This is a genomic window from Photobacterium carnosum, from assembly GCF_002849605.1.
GTDB lineage: Bacteria > Pseudomonadota > Gammaproteobacteria > Enterobacterales > Vibrionaceae > Photobacterium > Photobacterium carnosum.
Map to the genome: position 1 here is coordinate 40,522 of NZ_NPIB01000013.1, position 18,751 is coordinate 59,272.

Annotated in this window: 16 protein-coding genes; 10 read left to right on the forward strand and 6 right to left on the reverse strand. The window is 36.7% G+C overall.

Annotation, left to right across the window (positions count from 1 at the left end; translation table 11 throughout):
* Positions 1-176 precede the first annotated feature (176 nt).
* Positions 177-1,055, reverse strand: coding sequence for an FRG domain-containing protein (locus tag CIK00_RS11635; protein WP_101769028.1), 879 nt, complete (start codon positions 1,053-1,055; stop codon positions 177-179).
* 434 nt (positions 1,056-1,489) lie between these two features.
* The gene (locus tag CIK00_RS11640) at positions 1,490-2,209 is read right to left on the reverse strand and encodes a hypothetical protein (protein ID WP_101769029.1); all 720 of its coding nucleotides are present in this window, start codon (positions 2,207-2,209) and stop codon (positions 1,490-1,492) included.
* Positions 2,210-3,176: 967 nt separating this feature from the next.
* Between CIK00_RS11640 and CIK00_RS11645 the strand changes: the two genes are divergently transcribed.
* The 5 genes from CIK00_RS11645 (at position 3,177) to CIK00_RS11665 (ending at position 8,827) form a co-directional block, all read left to right on the forward strand.
* Positions 3,177-4,691: a PTS transporter subunit EIIC gene (locus CIK00_RS11645; protein WP_101769030.1), complete on the forward strand. Its 1,515-nt coding sequence runs from the start codon at positions 3,177-3,179 to the stop codon at positions 4,689-4,691.
* 731 nt (positions 4,692-5,422) lie between these two features.
* Positions 5,423-7,042, forward strand: coding sequence for a PTS transporter subunit EIIC (locus CIK00_RS11650; protein WP_101769031.1), 1,620 nt, complete (start codon positions 5,423-5,425; stop codon positions 7,040-7,042).
* 8 nt (positions 7,043-7,050) lie between these two features.
* A complete protein-coding gene (locus tag CIK00_RS11655) occupies positions 7,051-7,518 on the forward strand; it encodes an RDD family protein (protein WP_101769032.1) in 468 nt (155 codons plus the stop codon).
* Positions 7,519-7,894: 376 nt separating this feature from the next.
* Positions 7,895-8,323 carry a peptidoglycan-binding protein LysM gene (lysM, locus tag CIK00_RS11660; RefSeq protein WP_101769033.1) on the forward strand — a complete coding sequence of 143 codons (429 nt, stop codon included), beginning with the start codon at positions 7,895-7,897 and terminating at the stop codon, positions 8,321-8,323.
* Positions 8,324-8,374: 51 nt separating this feature from the next.
* Entirely contained in the window at positions 8,375-8,827 is a 453-nt protein-coding gene (locus tag CIK00_RS11665; protein WP_101769034.1) for a YidB family protein, read from the forward strand.
* A gap of 80 nt (positions 8,828-8,907) precedes the next feature.
* Here CIK00_RS11665 and CIK00_RS11670 read toward each other — a convergent pair whose 3' ends face one another.
* The 3 genes from CIK00_RS11670 to CIK00_RS11680 form a co-directional block, all read right to left on the reverse strand.
* Positions 8,908-9,807: a LysO family transporter gene (locus CIK00_RS11670; protein ID WP_101769035.1), complete on the reverse strand. Its 900-nt coding sequence runs from the start codon at positions 9,805-9,807 to the stop codon at positions 8,908-8,910.
* A gap of 265 nt (positions 9,808-10,072) precedes the next feature.
* Positions 10,073-10,990, reverse strand: a complete 918-nt coding sequence (locus CIK00_RS11675) for an HDOD domain-containing protein (protein WP_101769036.1) — start codon at positions 10,988-10,990, stop codon at positions 10,073-10,075.
* A 120-nt stretch (positions 10,991-11,110) separates the two neighbouring features.
* Entirely contained in the window at positions 11,111-11,701 is a 591-nt protein-coding gene (locus CIK00_RS11680) for an LON peptidase substrate-binding domain-containing protein (protein ID WP_101769037.1), read from the reverse strand.
* Positions 11,702-11,973: 272 nt separating this feature from the next.
* On the opposite strand from CIK00_RS11680, the gene CIK00_RS11685 reads away from it, so the two are divergent.
* Positions 11,974-12,573, forward strand: a complete 600-nt coding sequence (locus CIK00_RS11685) for a TfoX/Sxy family DNA transformation protein (protein ID WP_101769038.1) — start codon at positions 11,974-11,976, stop codon at positions 12,571-12,573.
* Between the two features lie 102 nt (positions 12,574-12,675).
* Positions 12,676-13,584 carry a DNA-binding transcriptional regulator DsdC gene (dsdC, locus tag CIK00_RS11690; RefSeq protein ID WP_101769039.1) on the forward strand — a complete coding sequence of 303 codons (909 nt, stop codon included), beginning with the start codon at positions 12,676-12,678 and terminating at the stop codon, positions 13,582-13,584.
* Between the two features lie 80 nt (positions 13,585-13,664).
* On the opposite strand, the gene CIK00_RS11695 is transcribed toward dsdC, so the two are convergent.
* Positions 13,665-14,657, reverse strand: coding sequence for a 2-hydroxyacid dehydrogenase (locus CIK00_RS11695; protein ID WP_101769040.1), 993 nt, complete (start codon positions 14,655-14,657; stop codon positions 13,665-13,667).
* A gap of 240 nt (positions 14,658-14,897) precedes the next feature.
* Between CIK00_RS11695 and CIK00_RS11700 the strand changes: the two genes are divergently transcribed.
* From CIK00_RS11700 to CIK00_RS11710, 3 genes are all read left to right on the forward strand, one after another.
* Positions 14,898-16,214, forward strand: a complete 1,317-nt coding sequence (locus CIK00_RS11700) for a DUF945 family protein (protein ID WP_101769041.1) — start codon at positions 14,898-14,900, stop codon at positions 16,212-16,214.
* A 243-nt stretch (positions 16,215-16,457) separates the two neighbouring features.
* The gene (locus CIK00_RS11705) at positions 16,458-16,874 is read left to right on the forward strand and encodes a CBS domain-containing protein (RefSeq protein ID WP_101769042.1); all 417 of its coding nucleotides are present in this window, start codon (positions 16,458-16,460) and stop codon (positions 16,872-16,874) included.
* Positions 16,875-17,061: 187 nt separating this feature from the next.
* Entirely contained in the window at positions 17,062-18,501 is a 1,440-nt protein-coding gene (locus CIK00_RS11710) for an MATE family efflux transporter (protein ID WP_373322848.1), read from the forward strand.
* Positions 18,502-18,751 lie beyond the last annotated feature (250 nt).

The following is an 18,751-nucleotide window of genomic DNA, read 5'->3' on the forward strand; positions in this document are numbered from 1 at the left end:
TTTTAATGAAGTATTAAAGATGAACAACAACGTTCAGATTATCTTTATGAACAACATGTTACCCACCTAACTCTACAAGGTAAACGTCCTGCCACTATTGATAGTTATAGTCATGCACTTCGTCGCATTACTCACCATTTAGATAAATCGCCTGATACGTATCTGTTAATTTTCAGCTATTTACCCCATAACATTTTTTTGTACTTGAATGCTTCCGCAGCATTATCAAGAGATGGCATTAGTGTAAGTTTGGAAATATCCACTTTGTATAATAGCTGCAGTAAATGTTGAGCTTCCGAACTAGGCAATGACAAGCGAATTAATCCGGGTCTAGTGTACGATCTGTTAGGTCTTTCATCCTCGACTATTGCTTCGATACTTGGCCACTTACTATGTTTTTCGTAAAAAGCATTCGCTGAATTGACTAGGGTAAATAATCCTTTCTGTGCTCTTAAGAATGTGTTCCCGGCCTTTGGTGCAGAAACAATGTTTAAACTTGGGATGTCGTTTATTAAAACAGTGCTCACACACATTATAGATAAACATGTTTCTGGATCTGCATTTAACGCACTAGTAGCTGCGAAGTAAGCCGCAACGAAAGGAGATTCAGTCCAATCGAGTAAACGAGTTGAAACTCCATGATGCTGAGCTAGAGCTATACTCGGCAAAAGCTCCGGAGTAAAACATTCATCCATATGAGTTACCGACTGTTTGAAGTGCGCGTAGTTTAAAGGCGTAGAAACTCCAATGCGGTCTGCTGCTTCCAGAAATAGATATATCGACCTTATTTCTGCATGATTATGACATCGAAGATAATCTTTAATATCATCAGTTCGATCTGTTGGAGGTTGTGGAGTAAAATGCTCTAGCATATTAAAATTCCGATGAGCTGTGGGTATTAGCTCCCATTCTTTATTTCCCTGACCTCTAAAAACATAACCATTAACAAACCTTTCACTAACATCGAAAATGCAACTTGGTTCAAATATGTTCTCACCAAGAAGATAATCAAAAAGCTCTCTTGCAGAATCAAAAAAGTGATCGTAATCGTACATCAAAGTCCTCATTTACACTTGTGCCATATATAGCTTATTAATAAGTATTCTGCTTTCACGAAAAAGCACACTTCTAAAATATGACAATCATAATGAATTTAATTCAAAAATATCATGATGTTGGTAGTGTTTTTTATATTTCAAATGCTTTTTAATAATGTAGAAAATAAGAAATGTATTTACTCAGTCTTATTAAATATGAAGCCAAACAGATAAAATCACCGTGCTCCGTTGTAACTGTTCAAATACTCTGTAAATAAAACTAATCCAAAATCACGTTAATACGATATGAATGAGTATTTGATCTAACCAATAATGGGGCAATTATGAGTTAGCTGAGTTACTAACTCATAGATGGACAGAAGCGAGCTAGGAGTTCTGTCCCAACTAGCCGAAGTGAGATTAGAAAAAGTATGTTAATACCTTAGATCCTGTTAGGCGATTTTCACTACACCATTTTCGTAATGGTTGGAGAATAATACAGGCAACGCTGGGCAATCGGATAATAAATCAGAGCGCAATTCATCATATACCTTAGTAATTGCCCAACCTTTCAATTGTGATGTGCGACCTTCAACCTGAAACTGAGTTTCACCAACAGAGTAATATGGAGAGTTGTATTCAGGAAGAATATTGATGGACTGCATAATTGTAGCAATATTATCATTATTTTTAGGATCGGCAGCTGCATAGTGTGCAGCAACTTTATTTCGCCATTTTTTTACTGCATCTGGCAAATAATAGTCTTTTATTGCCTTAGATTTATCTCTAATCAACGAGTTATTTTGTTTTATATCCAGATATGTCACACCTGATTCAAACAGTTCTTTTAAAGCGACTAGTGAACATAAGTTACTTAGGTAAATACTAAAAATGTCGAAATTGTTAGTACCAAAATGTACAGCAAATACATCAGTAGTATCGACTAGCGTAATTGTGCTCGTTGCTCTGTGATTTAGAACAAGTTCTTTGTTTTGTTGCAACTTTACCAACATTTGTTGAGCTTGTTGATAGTTAGACGCTCCATGTTTAAGCAGGAATTTGACGTTTTCATGGAAGCGAACACTCTGTGCCTCTTGAGCTAACCGCGATTTTACTTGTTGGATTTGTGGCCCCATACGGCCCAATTCCTGATCAAATGTAAGCTCAATCATACTACCTCTCTCTTAACACTATAAATTAACTCGTGATATTATTTAGAACGCCATACGCTATAATAAAAAAGGGGCAATACAAGAAAAGAGCGCGAATATTTAAGTTCTTACACTGTAATATTAGGTTTAATAAGGCAAAAATAGATGAACAAGATATGGATGAATCTTTACTATGAATTGTAATGGAGTAAAAATCAGTTACAGATCTTTGATCTGTTATTGCAGCTCTCATTTTAGGTATACCCCAACGAAATCAGTTCACTTCATCTCTCAACCCGCATTGCAGCATTTAAGAAACTATCTATAACAAACTAATCAAAGAAACTAATTTAAATGGAACCAAGAGGTGATAGGTATGACATAATATTAAGAAATTAAAGCCGTGTTCTTTTTCAAATAATGTTGGTGCTGTTATTACTTTATCTTGATCGTAATTATATACAATGAATCTAACCCCATCAGATTTATTAGCGCTTGTTTGTTTATCATCTAGCCTTCAATGAGTGCCTCTACATGATATTAAAAACACATATTTTGAATGGGTATAACTAATTAAGTTCCCAACTATACGACAGAACCTTTATTTTGTGTTGTTTGCGTTACATTGTGTTACTTAAGTATCAATTCTGTAATAAAAGTTTTATTATAATTACGTTTTTTTGGTTTTATTATCAGTAATTTACGGCTCGTAGTGCGATCAGTGTGATCAATGTTCTATATTTTGCATGTTATGTAAGTATATTCTGGAAATATCAGTCAAAAACGAGCAATATCACCCCTGAGTTATGCTAGTGACGAATGCTTTAATCAATTTATTATTATAAAGAGCTAAAACTAAATTTATTAAAGTAGATAAATGCTGCATCTAACTCTTAATTATTTTAATTAAATCAATTATTTATTATGTATATGTCAGTGAAGGAATATCACATTCATTGATATCAGTTTGGATATAAGGGTAAAAACTATGTCGAATGGCAATAAATCCTCAGCAGAGAAGATCCTTGAAGGGGTTGGTGGTGCTGCTAACATTAAGTTTCTGACGTGCTGTGCAACGCGTTTACGTTTTGAATTAAACGATAACTCAATTGTAGATAAAGCTGCATTAGATGCTATTCCTGATGTAATGGGTTGTGTTCCTCAAAGTGGCGAGCGCTACCAAATTGTTGTTGGTGGTGGTGTTGCGACGATGCATAGCGCACTGCAACAGTTAATTGAAAACCAAGCGAATAGTGGTAATAGCACAAGCGTTAATGAAACGAAAGCCGCTGCTAGTACATCAAATGATGATGTAAAAGCATCACTGCGTTCAGGTGGTGTTCGTGGCAAAGTTGCTTGGGTTGATGGTTTCTTTGAATACCTTTCAGATTCGTTCCGTCCCATTTTAGGTATTTTACTAGGTGCTTCGTTAATTATTGCTCTGGCAGCCGTTCTTGATGCCCTACACATTGTTGATTTTAGAGGTGTTAAATCTGCTGGTTGGATCTTTGTCGATTCAATGTGGCATTCAGTTTTCTACTTCTTGCCAATTATGGTTGCTTATAACGCAGCTAAAAAACTGAAGGTTGACCCTTGGTTAGGTGCGGCAATCATGGGCGCATTAATGACGCCTGATTTCCAAAAGCTAACATCATTAGCGTCAACAACATCTATTAAAGATACAACATTAGGTACTGTCTCTCACATTGCTCATGTGTTTGGTTTACCAATGCAGCTTAATGATTACTCTGGTAACGTATTCGTTCCGTTGATCATGGTTGCTGTATTAGCGCTTGTATATCGCTTCTTAAAGAAAATCATTCCTGACAACCTACACATGGTATTTGTACCATTCCTTTCTTTGATCATCATGATCCCGCTAACAGCGTTCTTGATTGGTCCACTAGGTGTATGGATTGGTACTTACTTAGGTCTTGGTCTAGCTTGGTTAAATACGCATGCACCGTTTGTGTTCGCGATTCTAATCCCGTTATTGTACCCATTCCTTGTTCCATTGGGTCTACACTGGCCTCTAAACGCACTAATGTTAATGAATATTCAAACATTAGGTTATGACTTTATTCAAGGCCCTATGGGTGTGTGGAACTTTGCATGTTTCGGCGCAACCGCGGGTGTATTGTTGATTTCACTTCGTGAAAAAGATGCCACTATGCGTCAAACCGCTTCTGGTGCGTTAGCCGCTGGTTTATTTGGTGGTATTTCAGAGCCATCACTATACGGTATCCACTTACGCTTTAAGAAAGTTTACTCACGTTTACTTCCTGGTTGTCTAGCAGGTGGTGTAACACTTGCGATTCTTGGTTCTATGTACGGTAGTGTTAAAACTCAAGCGTTTGCATTTACGTCACTATTAACTATTCCTGTGTTCCACCCAATGTGGGTTTACGCAGTATCAATCGCAGTTGCTTTTGTTGTGCCAATGGTACTGATCTTCATCTTCGATTATCGTACAGCAGAAGAAAAAGCAGAGCACAAAGAATAGCGTTAATTACGATTAGTGACTCTTTGTATTATAGAATGAACAGAGAGGTATATTAGCTCGCCTCTCTATGAAAATCCCGCGATGAAAGTCGCGGGATTTTTTTATTTATAAATTATCGAAAAGTGGGTGTATGGAAATTGAATATTACATTGATATGATTTATAAATTGGTTGTTTTAATTATTATGTTGGGGCTTAAAATTAACGTTGGAAAGTAAAGTTTAACGAATATCGCTTATTATTCATGTTACATAGGTTACAAAGGTTACTTATTAGTGATTAAGTGACTTATTGAAAAATGCTTTTTTTGTGTATTTTTATTATTTTAAATCATGGTGTTATAGTTTTGATATCGTGATTTGATACGTTTGTTTCATTGTGATCTACATTATAGTTTGGAATTATACTTTATTGCTTATTAGTAATTTTGATAGCCATCAAGTTATATTACTCGACGCATTTTATACTAATGCTTGAAATAATACGGAATAAGTATTAGCAAATGACTACGGGGGTATGTCGCTAATGCTTAGTATTATTCCAATTTAATATACTCAGGAGCTAACAATGTTCACTAACGCGATTACCCTTGGTAATTTGAGCTGGGCTCTAACTGCGAAAGTGTTCATCACTTGCTTATTTGTTTTTGAATATGATTTAGAAAAAGAGACAAAGTAACGTCTCATATTTATTTCATTGACAAGTGTAGAGTCATCTCAAGGAGACAAGGTAATGAAAGCCTTTTTCAGTAAGTTATCTCAAGCTGTAATGCTACCGATAGCCTTGCTGCCAGCCGCTGGTATTATGCTAGGGCTTGGTGGTAGTTTTACGAACCAAAGTATGATTGAAGCGTACCAAATTGGTATTTTGCAAGACGGAACACTTTTAAATAGTTTCCTACAGGTTATGACCGCAGCTGGCGGTATCGTCTTCGCAAACTTACCATTAATGTTCGCACTGGCTATTGCTATCGGTTTTGCCCGTGCAGAAAAGGGTGCTGCGGCACTGGCGGCTACCATTGCATATCTTGTAATGAACGTTGCGATTGCAAAAACATTGACTGTTGCGGGTATGGTTGATACCACCAACAACACAGTGATATTAATGGGCAACCATTATGCTGGCGTATTAGCTGATGTGCTTGGTATTCAAAATACACTGAGTATGGGTGTATTTGGTGGTCTTATTGCTGGTGGTATTACTGTTGTGCTTCACAACAAATACCATAATATTAAGTTACCTGAATTCTTAGGTTTCTTTGGTGGTGCACGTTTCGTTCCGATTATTAGTGCATTCTCTGCATTATTTTACGGTATCGCATTAGTATTTATTTGGCCATACATCGGTGCTGCATTCGGTTCTATCGGTGCAATGCTAGGTGAAATGACGGCGTCTGGTCACGGTTATATTGCATCATTTATCTTTGGTATTATTGAACGTGCGCTGATCCCTGTTGGTCTACACCATGTATTCTATCTTCCATTATGGCAGACAGAAATTGGTGGCACCGCTGAAATCGCAGGTCATGTTTACAAAGGTACACAAAACATTTTCTTTGGTTCATTAGCGAATGGCGATTACACGCAGTTCTCTGCAACTAACTTTATGACGGGTAAGTTCCCATTCATGATGTTTGGTTTACCAGCAGCAGCTTATGCTATGTATACTGTTGCAGATAAAGAAAATAAAACAGCGGTAGGTGGTCTATTATTCTCTGTTGCGCTAACTGCGTTTCTAACCGGTATTACTGAGCCAATCGAGTTTACGTTCCTATTCTTATCTGCGCCACTTTACTACTTCATCCACGTGCCTCTTGCTGGTCTGTCATTTATGATTATGGACTTGCTACAGGTTAAAGTCGGTATGACATTCAGTGGTGGTTTCATTGACTTCGCCTTGTTTGGTATGCTGCCAGGTCTAACGGGTACTGAAAACCATTGGTACTACATTCCGCTACTTGGTCTGATTTATGGCCCGGTGTACTTCTTCTTGTTCCGTTGGTTTATTCTGAAGTTCGACGTTAAAACACCCGGTCGTAAGGGTAGTGCTGTTGCCGTTGTGCGTAAGAAAGATTACCACGCATCAAAAGCTGCGGGTGGCGCGAATGACGCTCACGCTGATGAGATGATTAGTGCACTTGGCGGTAAAGATAATATCGTTGATGTTGATGCGTGTATTACCCGTTTACGTATTACTGTTAAAGACGGTGATTTAGTAAAAGATAATCAATATTGGACTGAGCATTTAGGTGCGAAGGGTTTAGTGAAGATTGGTAATACAGGTATTCAAGCTATCTATGGTGCACAAGCTGCTGGCTTTAAAGCACAGATTAACGCGAAACTGGGTAAGTAAGAACGCTAATGAGCTTTAAATTAAAATACCGACGTATTGGTACTTTTATGATTGATATGGCAATAGTGCAGATGTTCGCGATGGTTGGTCGCGACCTCTACCTTGGTATTATTGCTTATATCTCTAATGGTACTGGCGCGACGTTTTCGTTAAACGACGCCATGGCATTACCTGCATTATTGTTATTATTTCTGGGGGTAATGTTGTTATTTATTGGTGTCTTTATGGGCTATCAATGGATCTGTTATCGTTTATTAGGTACGTCACTATCGCGTTACTTATTAAGTGTGCAGATTGTAGCAACAGATGATCAGCCATTGACGAAGCAACGTTACTTAAAGCGTGAGTTTAATAAAATTTACCTTTGTGTCGCAACGTTGGGATTATATCCACTTTATTGTGGGGCTCAATATTTAGCTTTCTCACATCTACCTTGGCATGATCGTACTAATCACACGACAGCTATATTGCGTTAAGTTATCACCATAAATACGAAAGCCACAGCATTACGCTGTGGCTTTTTTTTGCGTTTTTTTAATGTCATTGTTGCTGCTAGACTCAAGATTGTTGTTTTTTTGTGCGATTATTGGTGCTTTATTTAAACAGTGTTTTATATTTATGTATTTATTGTGGTTGCTTTATTTTGAATGGTTTTTGATCGTAATTTATAACATTAGGGTGATTATAAGTCGAAAGTTTGTTTTTATTTGTTGAATTTAACCTTGTTTTCATTATTGGAAAGATAGCTTTCACTGCTGAACGCTATCTTTTAATCAGTAGGGTCATTACTCTTTTGCGGTCTATACAAATAATCTGCATTAAAAATAAAGCAGTTAATAAAGGAAGAAAACAATGGGTTTATTAGATTTTGCTCGTGATATTGGTCATAAATTATTTTCCAATGAAGATGAAGCACCTGTAAAAATTACGCAGCATATTGAAGAAAACAATCCGGGTATCAGCGATTTACAAGTAAGCGTTGAAGATGGCGTTGCTACCTTGTCGGGCTCTGCCGATTCAGCTGCGGCTCGCGAAAAAGCAATTCTAATGGCGGGTAACACTAAAGGCATCGCAAGTGTTGTTGATAACATTTCAGCGCCAGAAGAGACAAGCAATGTGACTTACTACGTTGTTGAAGAGGGTGATAGCTTGTGGAAGATTGCCGAGAAAACACTAGGCAATGGCGCTAAGTACGAGCAAATTTTCGAAGAAAACAAAGAAGTTATTCAAGACCCAGATTTGATTTTTGCTGGACAAAAACTACGTATTACTCAAGCATAATTAAGCGTAAACATTAATCACTCCACATTAATAAAGTAAACGAGGATATGTATGGATATTGCAAAAATACTAGAAATTGGCGCACAGTTATTTAGCCAGTCACAAGCAAATACCAATGGATTAAGCCAAGGATCTATTGTCTCAGCACTGTCTCGTTTACTTGGGGGTGATGAGAATGGTCAAGGTATCAATTTTGAACAACTATTGTCATCTATCGATGGTGCGGGCCTTGCGAATGTATTGCAAAGCTGGCTTGGCAATGGTGAAAATCATGCTATCTCGGTAGATGATATTACCAATATTTTTTCAGGCTCGCAGTTATCTGATTTTGCGAATGAATTGAATATTCCAGAACAAGAGGCCAAAACAGGCTTAAGTGAAGCGCTTCCTAGTATGGTTGATAACGCAAGCCCAGCGGGTGAAATTGCGGGTGAGCTATTAAATGCGGTTGGTGGTGTGTCTGGTTTGTTTAATATAGCAGCCAGTTTATTTGGTAAAAAATAAGTTACATTAGATAAAGCTAATATAACTTATTACGAATACCTTGATAAAACCTCAGCTTAATTGGCTGAGGTTTTTATTTTTTATAGCGATAAGAAAAAGAGGATTAAAATAGGCACTAACATACTCAAAATAAAACCACTAACAATTGCAATTGGCACACAGCGAATACCACCACTGTTTTGAATGACGGGTAGGGTAAAGTCCATCGCGGTCGCGCCTGCATAACCAATTGCGGTGTTGGGATAGCGATTAATGAGTAATGGAATCATCATTAATGCCAGCATTTCACGTAGTAACTCATTTAAAAAAGCCGCGCCACCATAAATACTGCCTAAACCATCGCCAATCAATATTCCTGCTAATGAATACCAACCAAAACCAGATGCCATTGCTAAGCCATTGTTAATCGGAATATCAAGTAATAATGCTGCAATTACACCACCTAATAATGAGGTCACGAGAATGACCACCGCAATGATAACGCCTTTTTTATTGAGGATGATTTGTCGCAGTGTCATGCCGCTATTGCGAAGCTGAATGCCCACAAAAAATAATAGTAATAATAATATGTGTTCACTCGCTTGCTCTACCCACGATAGATCAACGTTTAACAGCAGTCCGATAATTAATCCTAGCGCAACGACGATGACTAATTTTAACGATTCCTGCATCATTTTTGCTAAGGGCAGCTTACGGTGAACATGTGATGTTGGTGTCGGCCATAAACGATCGAGCCAGGGTAGCGCGAGTAGGTTACATACCGAAATAGAGATAAAAAAGGTAAAGGTATATAACAGAATTTGGCCTAAATTCTGACTAAGGTTATCGAGTCCAGCTAAACTTAATCCCATTAAGGCTAGAATGACCAAAACTAAACGGCTTGTTTGAGTATTGATAAATTCAATAATATTGGTTTTTTTTATAGGAATTAAATATCCCAGCACCAATGGTAAAAAAATAAGCAGGATCCCCGATAACATATTTATCCTTAGATGTATAAAACTGCGTTTAAAATGACATTCTAAATATCTTAATGTAATACTGTTTTAACAACACCATAATAAGTGATTAAAGATTAAGCATTAAATTTGTGATGAATATAACATAAGGACGCAGAAAGAGTATATATATCAAGAGGAAGGAAGTTGGGTAAAGTATCAGAAAAAGTGTGTATATATGTGTCTAAACGTATTGTCTAACGGGGGGATTAGACGAACACAGAGATAAACAAAATAACTAATGCAATTAAAGACCACAGCTATGAGTGATCTGCTTTAATTGTTCTTCAAATTCAAGATCTGACAGATTGGTTAATTCATACATTATTTCAGCGCCAGTGAGATCTAATTCAACCTCATGTTCATTTATGGCAGCATCATTGGCTTTAAATAATAGAAGGTGATGTGCCATGCGAGCGATAGTTAAATAACTCATATCACTATCATGGTGAGTCGTTATGGTGTTGGTCGCGACAGCAATATAATCCGCATCAAAACCCCATTGGCTAAGGACAATTTTACTGGTTAATGCACAGTTATCCTGGAAAATATATTTGGCAATATTAAAATCAAGATAATTTCCTTGTTTAATAAATTGTGAATATTCATTAATTAAGCCAAATAAACCAATATCCGCTAACAGACCAGTTAATAAGGCTTTCTCTGGTTCAAGCTTAAATGGCTTATTACTATAGATATGCATTTTTTGACAAATAAGTGCCATGGTTGCTGCAAATTGACGTGAATGAAATGCGCTCTTTTTAAGAAGTTGGTTACATTCAATATTTTCAATCGTGGTATTTTTTAATGAATAAATTATTTGAGCTGTAATGATCTCTCTAATTCGAATAATACCTAAGCGCGATACTGCGGTAAGGATGTCATGACAGACAATATTACGGCGATTAAATATTGCAGCGTTAGCGGTTCGAATAATATTGGCCGTTAATACCGGATCATCGATTAATAAGTTCGCAACATCATGCACGGTTGTTTCAGAGTTTTTGCATAATATATTCAATGTTAATAGCGTATCTGGAATGGATGGTAAGGTTAATCTGTTATGACGTGCTGCTTTTTTTATGGAATAACAAAGATTCGACTGAATAGCCCGAATATGGTGGTGGTTATTAGCTTCTAACCAAAAAAAAGATAAATGTGACATCGAATTATTACAGTGGTAAGAGGTGTGATCAGTGTACTCATTGTTGCGCGATCTACAAAGTACGACCTCTCATTTTTTTGACATAGTTAACGGTTAGCGCATTGAATCAGGCTATTATTTTTAATTATTAATTAAGTTGTGATTTTGTAGCAGTTGTAATAGGAAGCTAATTGTAATATCGGCAGTTTGATGATGGATTAAAGACTGTTTATGTTTTATATCGATAGGTAATATTTCTAGCCAGCGTTGACAAACCCAAGTGGCATTTTGGTAGTTAGGTTGTGGATAGTATTGACTAATTTCTGGTATTGATATAAACAACAATTTGAGTTTGTCGGCAAGTAATTTGTTATTGGTATTTATTTTAATAGTAGGCCAATTATGGCTACGTTGATAGGTAGCAGTCAGTAACTTATCATGGGCCATTGTCAGTGTAGAGATTGAAATTTTATTGATACCTTCAACGACGATCTCTAATAATCCGCTATTAAGAGCATTAAAATCGATAATAGCAGCCGTTGTTGCGATTGCTGGAATACTGGTAACGGTTTCTGGTGAACTCTTGTTTGCAATCATCCCTAATGCAAAGGGCTGATTGTTCGTTATTGCTTCTGTTACCATTCGCATATCACAGATTCTTGAAATAACAAGTTTCAGCCGTCCTTCTGGCAATAAATGCTCATTATGAGGTAATAATGCGATGGTATTCATAGTTTATCCTTGTTGTTTTAGATTTGCTTACAAGAAACCTTATTAAGGTTAGCACTATATATTTAATCGAGGGTAAGTATAAAAAAGGGCTAATTGTTAATTTGTTTCATAAATTTTCGACTAAAAATATGCGAGTAATCTCATATTCGAATGCTCGTTGTATCATATGTTGTAGCGATGAGCATAAAATAGCTTGTCAAATGATTGACACTGAGAATGTTAAATATTTGATGTGTTTTTAGTTGTTATGGATAATATCTGGAGCATGAGCGATGACGTTAATAAAAGATGATTATTTGAATTATTTATCTAAATTTGGTCAACAAGAAAAAAGATCAATGTTTGGTGGTACGGGTATTTTTATTAATAGTGCTATGTTTGCCATCGTAACACCTAACTCAATGTATATTCGCGGAGGGAATGAACTGGATGATAAATTAATTCGCTCTGGTTGTGAAAGGTTTAGACATGTAAAGAAAAGTAAAACGGCGACGGTTAATTATTATGAGATCAATAAATTATTTTTAACTGATCAATTGCAATGTGACTTATTGGTGACAGAATCAATTGCCTTTTCTTGTCGTGATAAAAACGTTAAAGCTGCGGAATCAAACCGCCGTTTGCGTGATTTACCTAATATGCGTTTAACGCTTGAACGTATGGTAAAAAAAGCCGGTGTATTAGATGTAGATACTTTTTTTAATGCTGGTGCCGTAAATGTATTTAAGCGTGTATGTGAGCATAATGGTCAGGAATTAGATTATAAATTGTTGTGGATATTTGCTGGTGCGATTCAAGGTGGACATTGGCAGTTATTGAGTGAAGATTGTAAGCAACAATTATTAGATGAATATCGTCAACAAATACATTAATTCATATAGCTAATTGATTGTATAAGTTTATTAAGCCGATGTAGCTGAGAATAAGTTGTTTTTTTGCTATGCTTGAAAAAATTATGTTGTTATGGCTAACGTATGCAATTATCTAAATTATCAGGTTCTGTTCTTTCTGGATTACATTGTTTTTTGATTGCCGCAGATCAAATGAGTTTCACTCGCGCTGCTGAGATTTTATGTTTAACACAAAGTGCCGTGAGTCATAAGATTAAGAATCTTGAAGATATTTTAGATGTTCAATTATTTATTCGGCAACATCGAAAGTTAGTATTGACTGATGAAGGGCAGCGTTTAAAGCAAGTCTTAGCGTCTAATTTTGGTAATATTATTCATGAGATCCGTGATTTAAAAAGTACGGATTTAAGTGGTGATCTTACCGTTTCAGCACCACCGACTTTTGCCCAAACATGGTTAGTGCCTCGTTTAACATCTTTTATTGATAAATACCCCAATTTGCGAATTCATTTACGTACTCGGAATGATTTAGTTGATTTTCAAATTGAAAGTTATGATTGTGCGATTTATTTTGGAAATGGCGTTTATCCCAATTTAGCCGTTGATAAATTGCTTGAAGAAACCATGTTTCCCGTATGTAGTCATGATTATGCATTAAAAAACAAACTGTATGATCAGCCTAATAATTTGATGCATTGTTTATTGTTACATGATGCTGCGCCATGGGCGAGGGCTGGTAGTAATGATGAGTGGCAATTTTGGGCTCAACATTTCAATGTCTCATTACCCGATAATAGTTGTACTTTTGATCGTGCTGATTTAGCTATTAAGGCGGCAACAACGGGAATGGGGGTCGCAATGGCAAGACAATCTTTTGTAGCAGAACAGTTGGCTACGGCTCGGTTAGTTTCTCCTTTTGATATGACGATGAGTTCAGCACATAGTTACTACGTTGTTTGTCGTCAAGATATGCAAATGTCACCGAAAATTAAAGCCTTTAAAGATTGGCTTATCAGTGAGATTAATACGTAATAGCAATGCAATGATGATCAAAAAAAGGCGCATTATGCGCCTTTCTTATTATTCATTAACTATTATCGTAACCATTCGGTTTATTTAATGAGTTCATTACCTGAAAGTTCACCTTTTTCAAAGCTAGTGATACTTTCTAATGTAGTTTGAGCAATACTGCCAAGTGCTTCTTCAGTTAAAAAAGCTTGGTGCCCTGTAAACAGTACATTGTGGCATGACGATAAACGACGGAAAACATCATCTTGAATAATGTCGTTAGATTTATCTTGGAAGAATAAATCTTTTTCATTTTCGTAAACATCAACGCCTAATGCACTAATAATACCACTTTTAAGTGCTTCAACTGCATCACTTGAGTCAAGTAAGCCACCACGGCTAGTATTGATGATCATCATTCCGCGACGCATTTTTGCAAATGCTTTACGGTTAAGCATGTGATAATTTTCTTTGCTCATTGGGCAATGAAGGGTGATTACATTTGCTTGTGCGTAAATTTCATCAAGGGTGCAGTAGGTAACACCTAATTCAAGTGCGATTGGGTTTGGATATGGGTCATAAGCAAGAATATTCATGCCTAAGCCTTTTAATATACGTATTGTTGCAATACCAATACGACCAGTACCAATAACCCCAACGGTACGACCATGAAAATTGTAACCCGTTAAGCCTTCTAACGAGAAATTGGCATCGCGAGTCCGTTGATAAGCGCGGTGAATTCGACGGTTAAGGCTTAACATTAGTCCGAGGGTATGCTCGGCAATAGATTCTGGAGAGTAAGCAGGAACAGTAACGACCTGTAAATTGAGTGCCTTGGCAGCTTCAAGATCAACGCGATCAAAGCCTGCGCAACGCATAGCGATAATTTTCACCCCTTGCTCTGCCAATATTTTGAGAATAGGCTCGCTGAGGTCGTCATTAACAAAAGCACAAATAGCATCAAAACCTTCAGCCATTTTTGCAGTGTGATGATTGAGTTGAAATTCAAAATAAGTGAGCTGTTGATGGAATTGTTTATTAGTATGAGAAAATGATTTCTGGTCATACCCTTTGGTGCTAAACACAGCTATTTTCATAATATCACTCCAAAAACACAGTCTGTTATTCAGTCATTATTAAGTATAAAACCTTAATATCTGACTAACTTACACGGTTATTATGTGATCAACATAACAACTTTATTGTAAATAGTAAATCATTTGTATGACAAAATAACCGTACTAAAATAACGGTTATGGTTATGCTGCTGTGACGAATTGGTTCATGTTATGATTTAGATTATTTGTTGCAACTTACTTTATTTTTTGGGATTCAATATGTTAAAAAAAATTCTTGCCAGTGCAGGCGCGGTTGCGATCATTGCATGTGGCCCATTAGCAACAGGTCAAATCGGACAGAGTATCTATATGGGGGCGGTTGAAAATTATCATAGTCCTTATATGTCTATTACCAATAAAAGTTTTGAGCGAGGCTATTTATCGTCAAATGCGGTGTCTCGTATTGAACTTAAAAATCAATTAAAAACGGCGTTTGCAGAACAAGGATTGCCGACTGTATGGTTAGTTAGTCACCATATTGATAATGGCTTTTTAGGCGTAAAATCAACCAGTGAATTTGTGATTGATAAAAAAAGCGAACCACTAGTTAATCAAATTTGGGGCAAAAATGTTGCGCCAATGCAAATGGTTACTGATTCTGGTTTTACGGGAACAACCCATTTTGTGATGACGGTGAATCCAATGGATTACACGCATGACGACGGTGTAACTGCGATCAGCAAAAAATTGGTGGTTAAAGGTGAATTTGATCCTGAAAATAGTAAGAGTCAATTTAGTTATAATTTACCTGAATTAACCGTTTCTACCCTTGATAAAGAAAGCATGATCGTAAAAGGCATTAATGGTGAAGGTAAAGGCCAAATGCAAGGTAATTTCTGGATTGGACATCAAACCTTTAGTTTAGAACATGCTAAATTCACAGCCGCTGATCAGCACCAATTTATTGCTATTGATGGTGTGAATGTTGCTATGAATAATGCATTAAGTCAGCCAAAGGGTGAGAAAACGCCAACAGAAGCAACTCAGCAAGTGACTAATACCAATACGATTAACGTTGCAAAATTAACCACGCTTGATGGTCAACAGTATAAAGATATTGCCTTTAAATTGGCGCTAAAAGACCTAAATTATAAAGCGATTAGTCAGCTAGCGACAATGGAGCAATCGTTACAAGCAGCACAAAATCCTGCTCAAATTAAACAAGCAATGGTAGCGTTAGATTTATTGATAGCTCATGGTGCAACCGTTGATTTATCACAGCTAAGTGTTAAGACCCCACAGGGAACGGTTAATGCTCAAGTACTGCTGAATATTAAGCCTGGATTAGAGCATGCTTCAACTAATCTTACTGCGGTTACAGATCAATTAAGCGGTAATATCAATATTGTTATTCCTGAAGCGTTAGTGGCTAAAGAACCATTATTAGCGGCGAAATTACCGGTATTAGTGAATCAAAAAATTGTGACTAAACAAGATGATAACTATCAACTTCAGGTGAAAATCATTGCTGATCAAGTGGAATTTTCTTCTGGAGCCAAACTACCATTAGCAATGATGGCATTATTCCTGCAATAAGTTTCTTTGAGTAGGTTCGGCAAAAACGCTTACTTTTTTAGTGAGCGTTTTTTTTGTTTTTTAATATCTTAATTATCATGATGTTATGATTTTTTCTAATTAAGATGTTTAAAATAGAACATTGATATTTAGTAAATTTAAATATTTAGACTTAACTTAACATTATAGGTGCAGATTTATCTTAATTAAGATATCAAGTAATTAAATCTGATCCGCAACAGAATAAAACATGGTGGGGAAGGTATGGAATCATTAAAAGTAAAAGACTATATGAATGTTCGTCCAGTTACATTTACTGAAAGTCTGTCGTTATCCGCAGCATTAGATAAATTGTTAACGGCGAAACAGATTGGTGGACCTGTTATTAATGAACACAAGCAAGTAGTAGGTTTTATCTCAGAACAAGACATGATCCATAAACTGCTTAAAGTGGGTTACCACTGTCAAGATAGTCATACCGTTAGTGAGTGTATGCAGACTGATGTATTGACCGTTTCTGGTGAAGATACAATTATTGTATTAGCTGAAACGATGACGGGGCAAAAGCCTAAAATTTATCCTGTTGTTGATGATGGTCGTTTAGTGGGAGTAATTACCCGTCGTGATGTATTAACCGCAATTAGTAATCAGATAGGGGCTTGCTTTAAACATCCATTGTGATCAATATATAAACATATTTGTAGATTAGTAATAAAAAAGGTGCTCAGAGCGCCTTTTTTATTGATTATTATGGCCTTGTTTTAGGGTGTCATAATGCCGATTTGGAGACGTTGTGAACAAAGAAAATACAGCAGAGAATAGCCAAGCTAAATTTTTAACGGGTTCTATTATGCGTCACATTGTAGTGATGTCAGGAACGGGGGCTATTGGTTTAATGGCCCTGTTTTTAGTTGATTTACTCGACATGTTTTTTATTAGCATGTTGGGACAAATAGAACTTGCTGCTGCGATTGGTTTTGCCGGAACGTTAGTCTTTTTTTCCACCTCTCTTTCTATCGGTACATCTATTGCGGCAGGAGCATTAGTCTCACGTGCGCTAGGTAAAAATGATCGTCAACAAGCACGCATGATGGCGAGTAATGTGATGATTTTTGCTGTTATTATCAGTATTACTGTTGTTAGCTTGATGTTATGGCAGTTGCCACTGTTACTGGATTTAATTGGTGCTAAAGGTGCGGTTGCTAAAGCGGCCACCCAATATTTGGTGATCTTATTACCCAGTGCGCCATTGATAGCTGTTTCTATGTCAGCGGGTGCGGCATTACGTGGAATTGGTGATGCAAGAAGTTCAATGGTGGCGACATTAATTGGTGGTGGCGTTAATGCAGTATTAGATCCGTTGTTTATTTTTGGATTATCAATGGGTATGCAAGGTGCGGCCATTGCATCGGTGTTTGCGCGATTAGCGGTAATGTGTTTTTCCTTGTATGCGGTGGTCTATAAGCATCAATTAGTTGCCAAACCGAATCTTACTAGCTTTAAATTGGCATTACCGACAGTGGTTAAAATTGCATTACCTGCAATATTAACTAATACCGCAACCCCAATTGGTAATGCTGTTGTTACCAGTAATATCGCCCATTTTGGTGAGAGTTTTGTTGCAGGTTATGCGGTTATTGGACGTATTATGCCTGTTTGTTTTGCATTGGTTTTTTCATTATCGGGTGCCGTTGGACCGATTATTGGTCAAAATTTTGGTGGTGAACGCTGGGATAGAATTAATCAAATATTACGTGATGCTATGTTATTTACGGCAATTTATTGTGTTGGAGTCTCGTTATTACTTTGGTTTGGTCAAGATTTGTTGATAGCGATGTTTAGTCTCACTGGTGATGCGGCTGAAATTGTCGGTGTGTTTTGTAGTTTGATTGCAATTACTTTTATTTTTAATGGTGCATTATTTGTGGCAAATGCAGCCTTTAATAATCTTAATCGACCGACATGGTCAACAGTTTTAAATATGGGTAAAGCAACCTTTGGCACCATTCCTTTTGTGTTAATTGGTGGGCATATTGCAGGTGCAAGTGGAGTATTAATTGGTCAAGCTGTCGGTTCGGTTGTGTTTGGTATTATTGGTTTTGGGTTAGTTATTTATCAAGTTAAGAAAATGGGGCTTACTCATGAACAACAACGATTGGATAATAATGACATATTAACCCCATTGGTACCTGTCGCTCCATTTTGTTCTTCACGAACGTATATGGGTACTGAGGATGTTTTGGAGGAAACGTTGGCGGTTGATCTTGAACATCATCATGATAGCTCGATACAAAAAAGAGAAAAATAAAAAAGTGTTTATTGAGTGATATCTTATTTGCGTGATATTACTCACTTTCTCAATGTTACCTGAGAGATAAACGACAATTTTCTTGTTGGAATATGATCGTTATTTTAGCTAAATAGCAATTATTTCATCGCTTTATTGATCTAACTCGATGAAATAAAAACAATAGCCAGCGACAATAATAACACTAACAATTATTAGCTTGTAGTTATGAGGTAGTGGTCATTGTGCAATTACTTATTATCAGTCGTGT

Bases quoted from the DNA above. Each gene is read 5' to 3' on its own strand.
- CIK00_RS11635 (WP_101769028.1), bottom strand. From the start codon at position 1,055: ATGTACGATTACGATCACTTTTTTGATTCTGCAAGAGAGCTTTTTGAT.
- CIK00_RS11640 (WP_101769029.1), bottom strand. From the start codon at position 2,209: ATGATTGAGCTTACATTTGATCAGGAATTGGGCCGTATGGGGCCACAA.
- CIK00_RS11645 (WP_101769030.1), top strand. From the start codon at position 3,177: ATGTCGAATGGCAATAAATCCTCAGCAGAGAAGATCCTTGAAGGGGTT.
- CIK00_RS11650 (WP_101769031.1), top strand. From the start codon at position 5,423: ATGAAAGCCTTTTTCAGTAAGTTATCTCAAGCTGTAATGCTACCGATA.
- CIK00_RS11655 (WP_101769032.1), top strand. From the start codon at position 7,051: ATGAGCTTTAAATTAAAATACCGACGTATTGGTACTTTTATGATTGAT.
- lysM (WP_101769033.1), top strand. From the start codon at position 7,895: ATGGGTTTATTAGATTTTGCTCGTGATATTGGTCATAAATTATTTTCC.
- CIK00_RS11665 (WP_101769034.1), top strand. From the start codon at position 8,375: ATGGATATTGCAAAAATACTAGAAATTGGCGCACAGTTATTTAGCCAG.
- CIK00_RS11670 (WP_101769035.1), bottom strand. From the start codon at position 9,807: ATGTTATCGGGGATCCTGCTTATTTTTTTACCATTGGTGCTGGGATAT.
- CIK00_RS11675 (WP_101769036.1), bottom strand. From the start codon at position 10,990: ATGTCACATTTATCTTTTTTTTGGTTAGAAGCTAATAACCACCACCAT.
- CIK00_RS11680 (WP_101769037.1), bottom strand. From the start codon at position 11,701: ATGAATACCATCGCATTATTACCTCATAATGAGCATTTATTGCCAGAA.
- CIK00_RS11685 (WP_101769038.1), top strand. From the start codon at position 11,974: ATGACGTTAATAAAAGATGATTATTTGAATTATTTATCTAAATTTGGT.
- dsdC (WP_101769039.1), top strand. From the start codon at position 12,676: ATGCAATTATCTAAATTATCAGGTTCTGTTCTTTCTGGATTACATTGT.
- CIK00_RS11695 (WP_101769040.1), bottom strand. From the start codon at position 14,657: ATGAAAATAGCTGTGTTTAGCACCAAAGGGTATGACCAGAAATCATTT.
- CIK00_RS11700 (WP_101769041.1), top strand. From the start codon at position 14,898: ATGTTAAAAAAAATTCTTGCCAGTGCAGGCGCGGTTGCGATCATTGCA.
- CIK00_RS11705 (WP_101769042.1), top strand. From the start codon at position 16,458: ATGGAATCATTAAAAGTAAAAGACTATATGAATGTTCGTCCAGTTACA.
- CIK00_RS11710 (WP_373322848.1), top strand. From the start codon at position 17,062: ATGTCAGGAACGGGGGCTATTGGTTTAATGGCCCTGTTTTTAGTTGAT.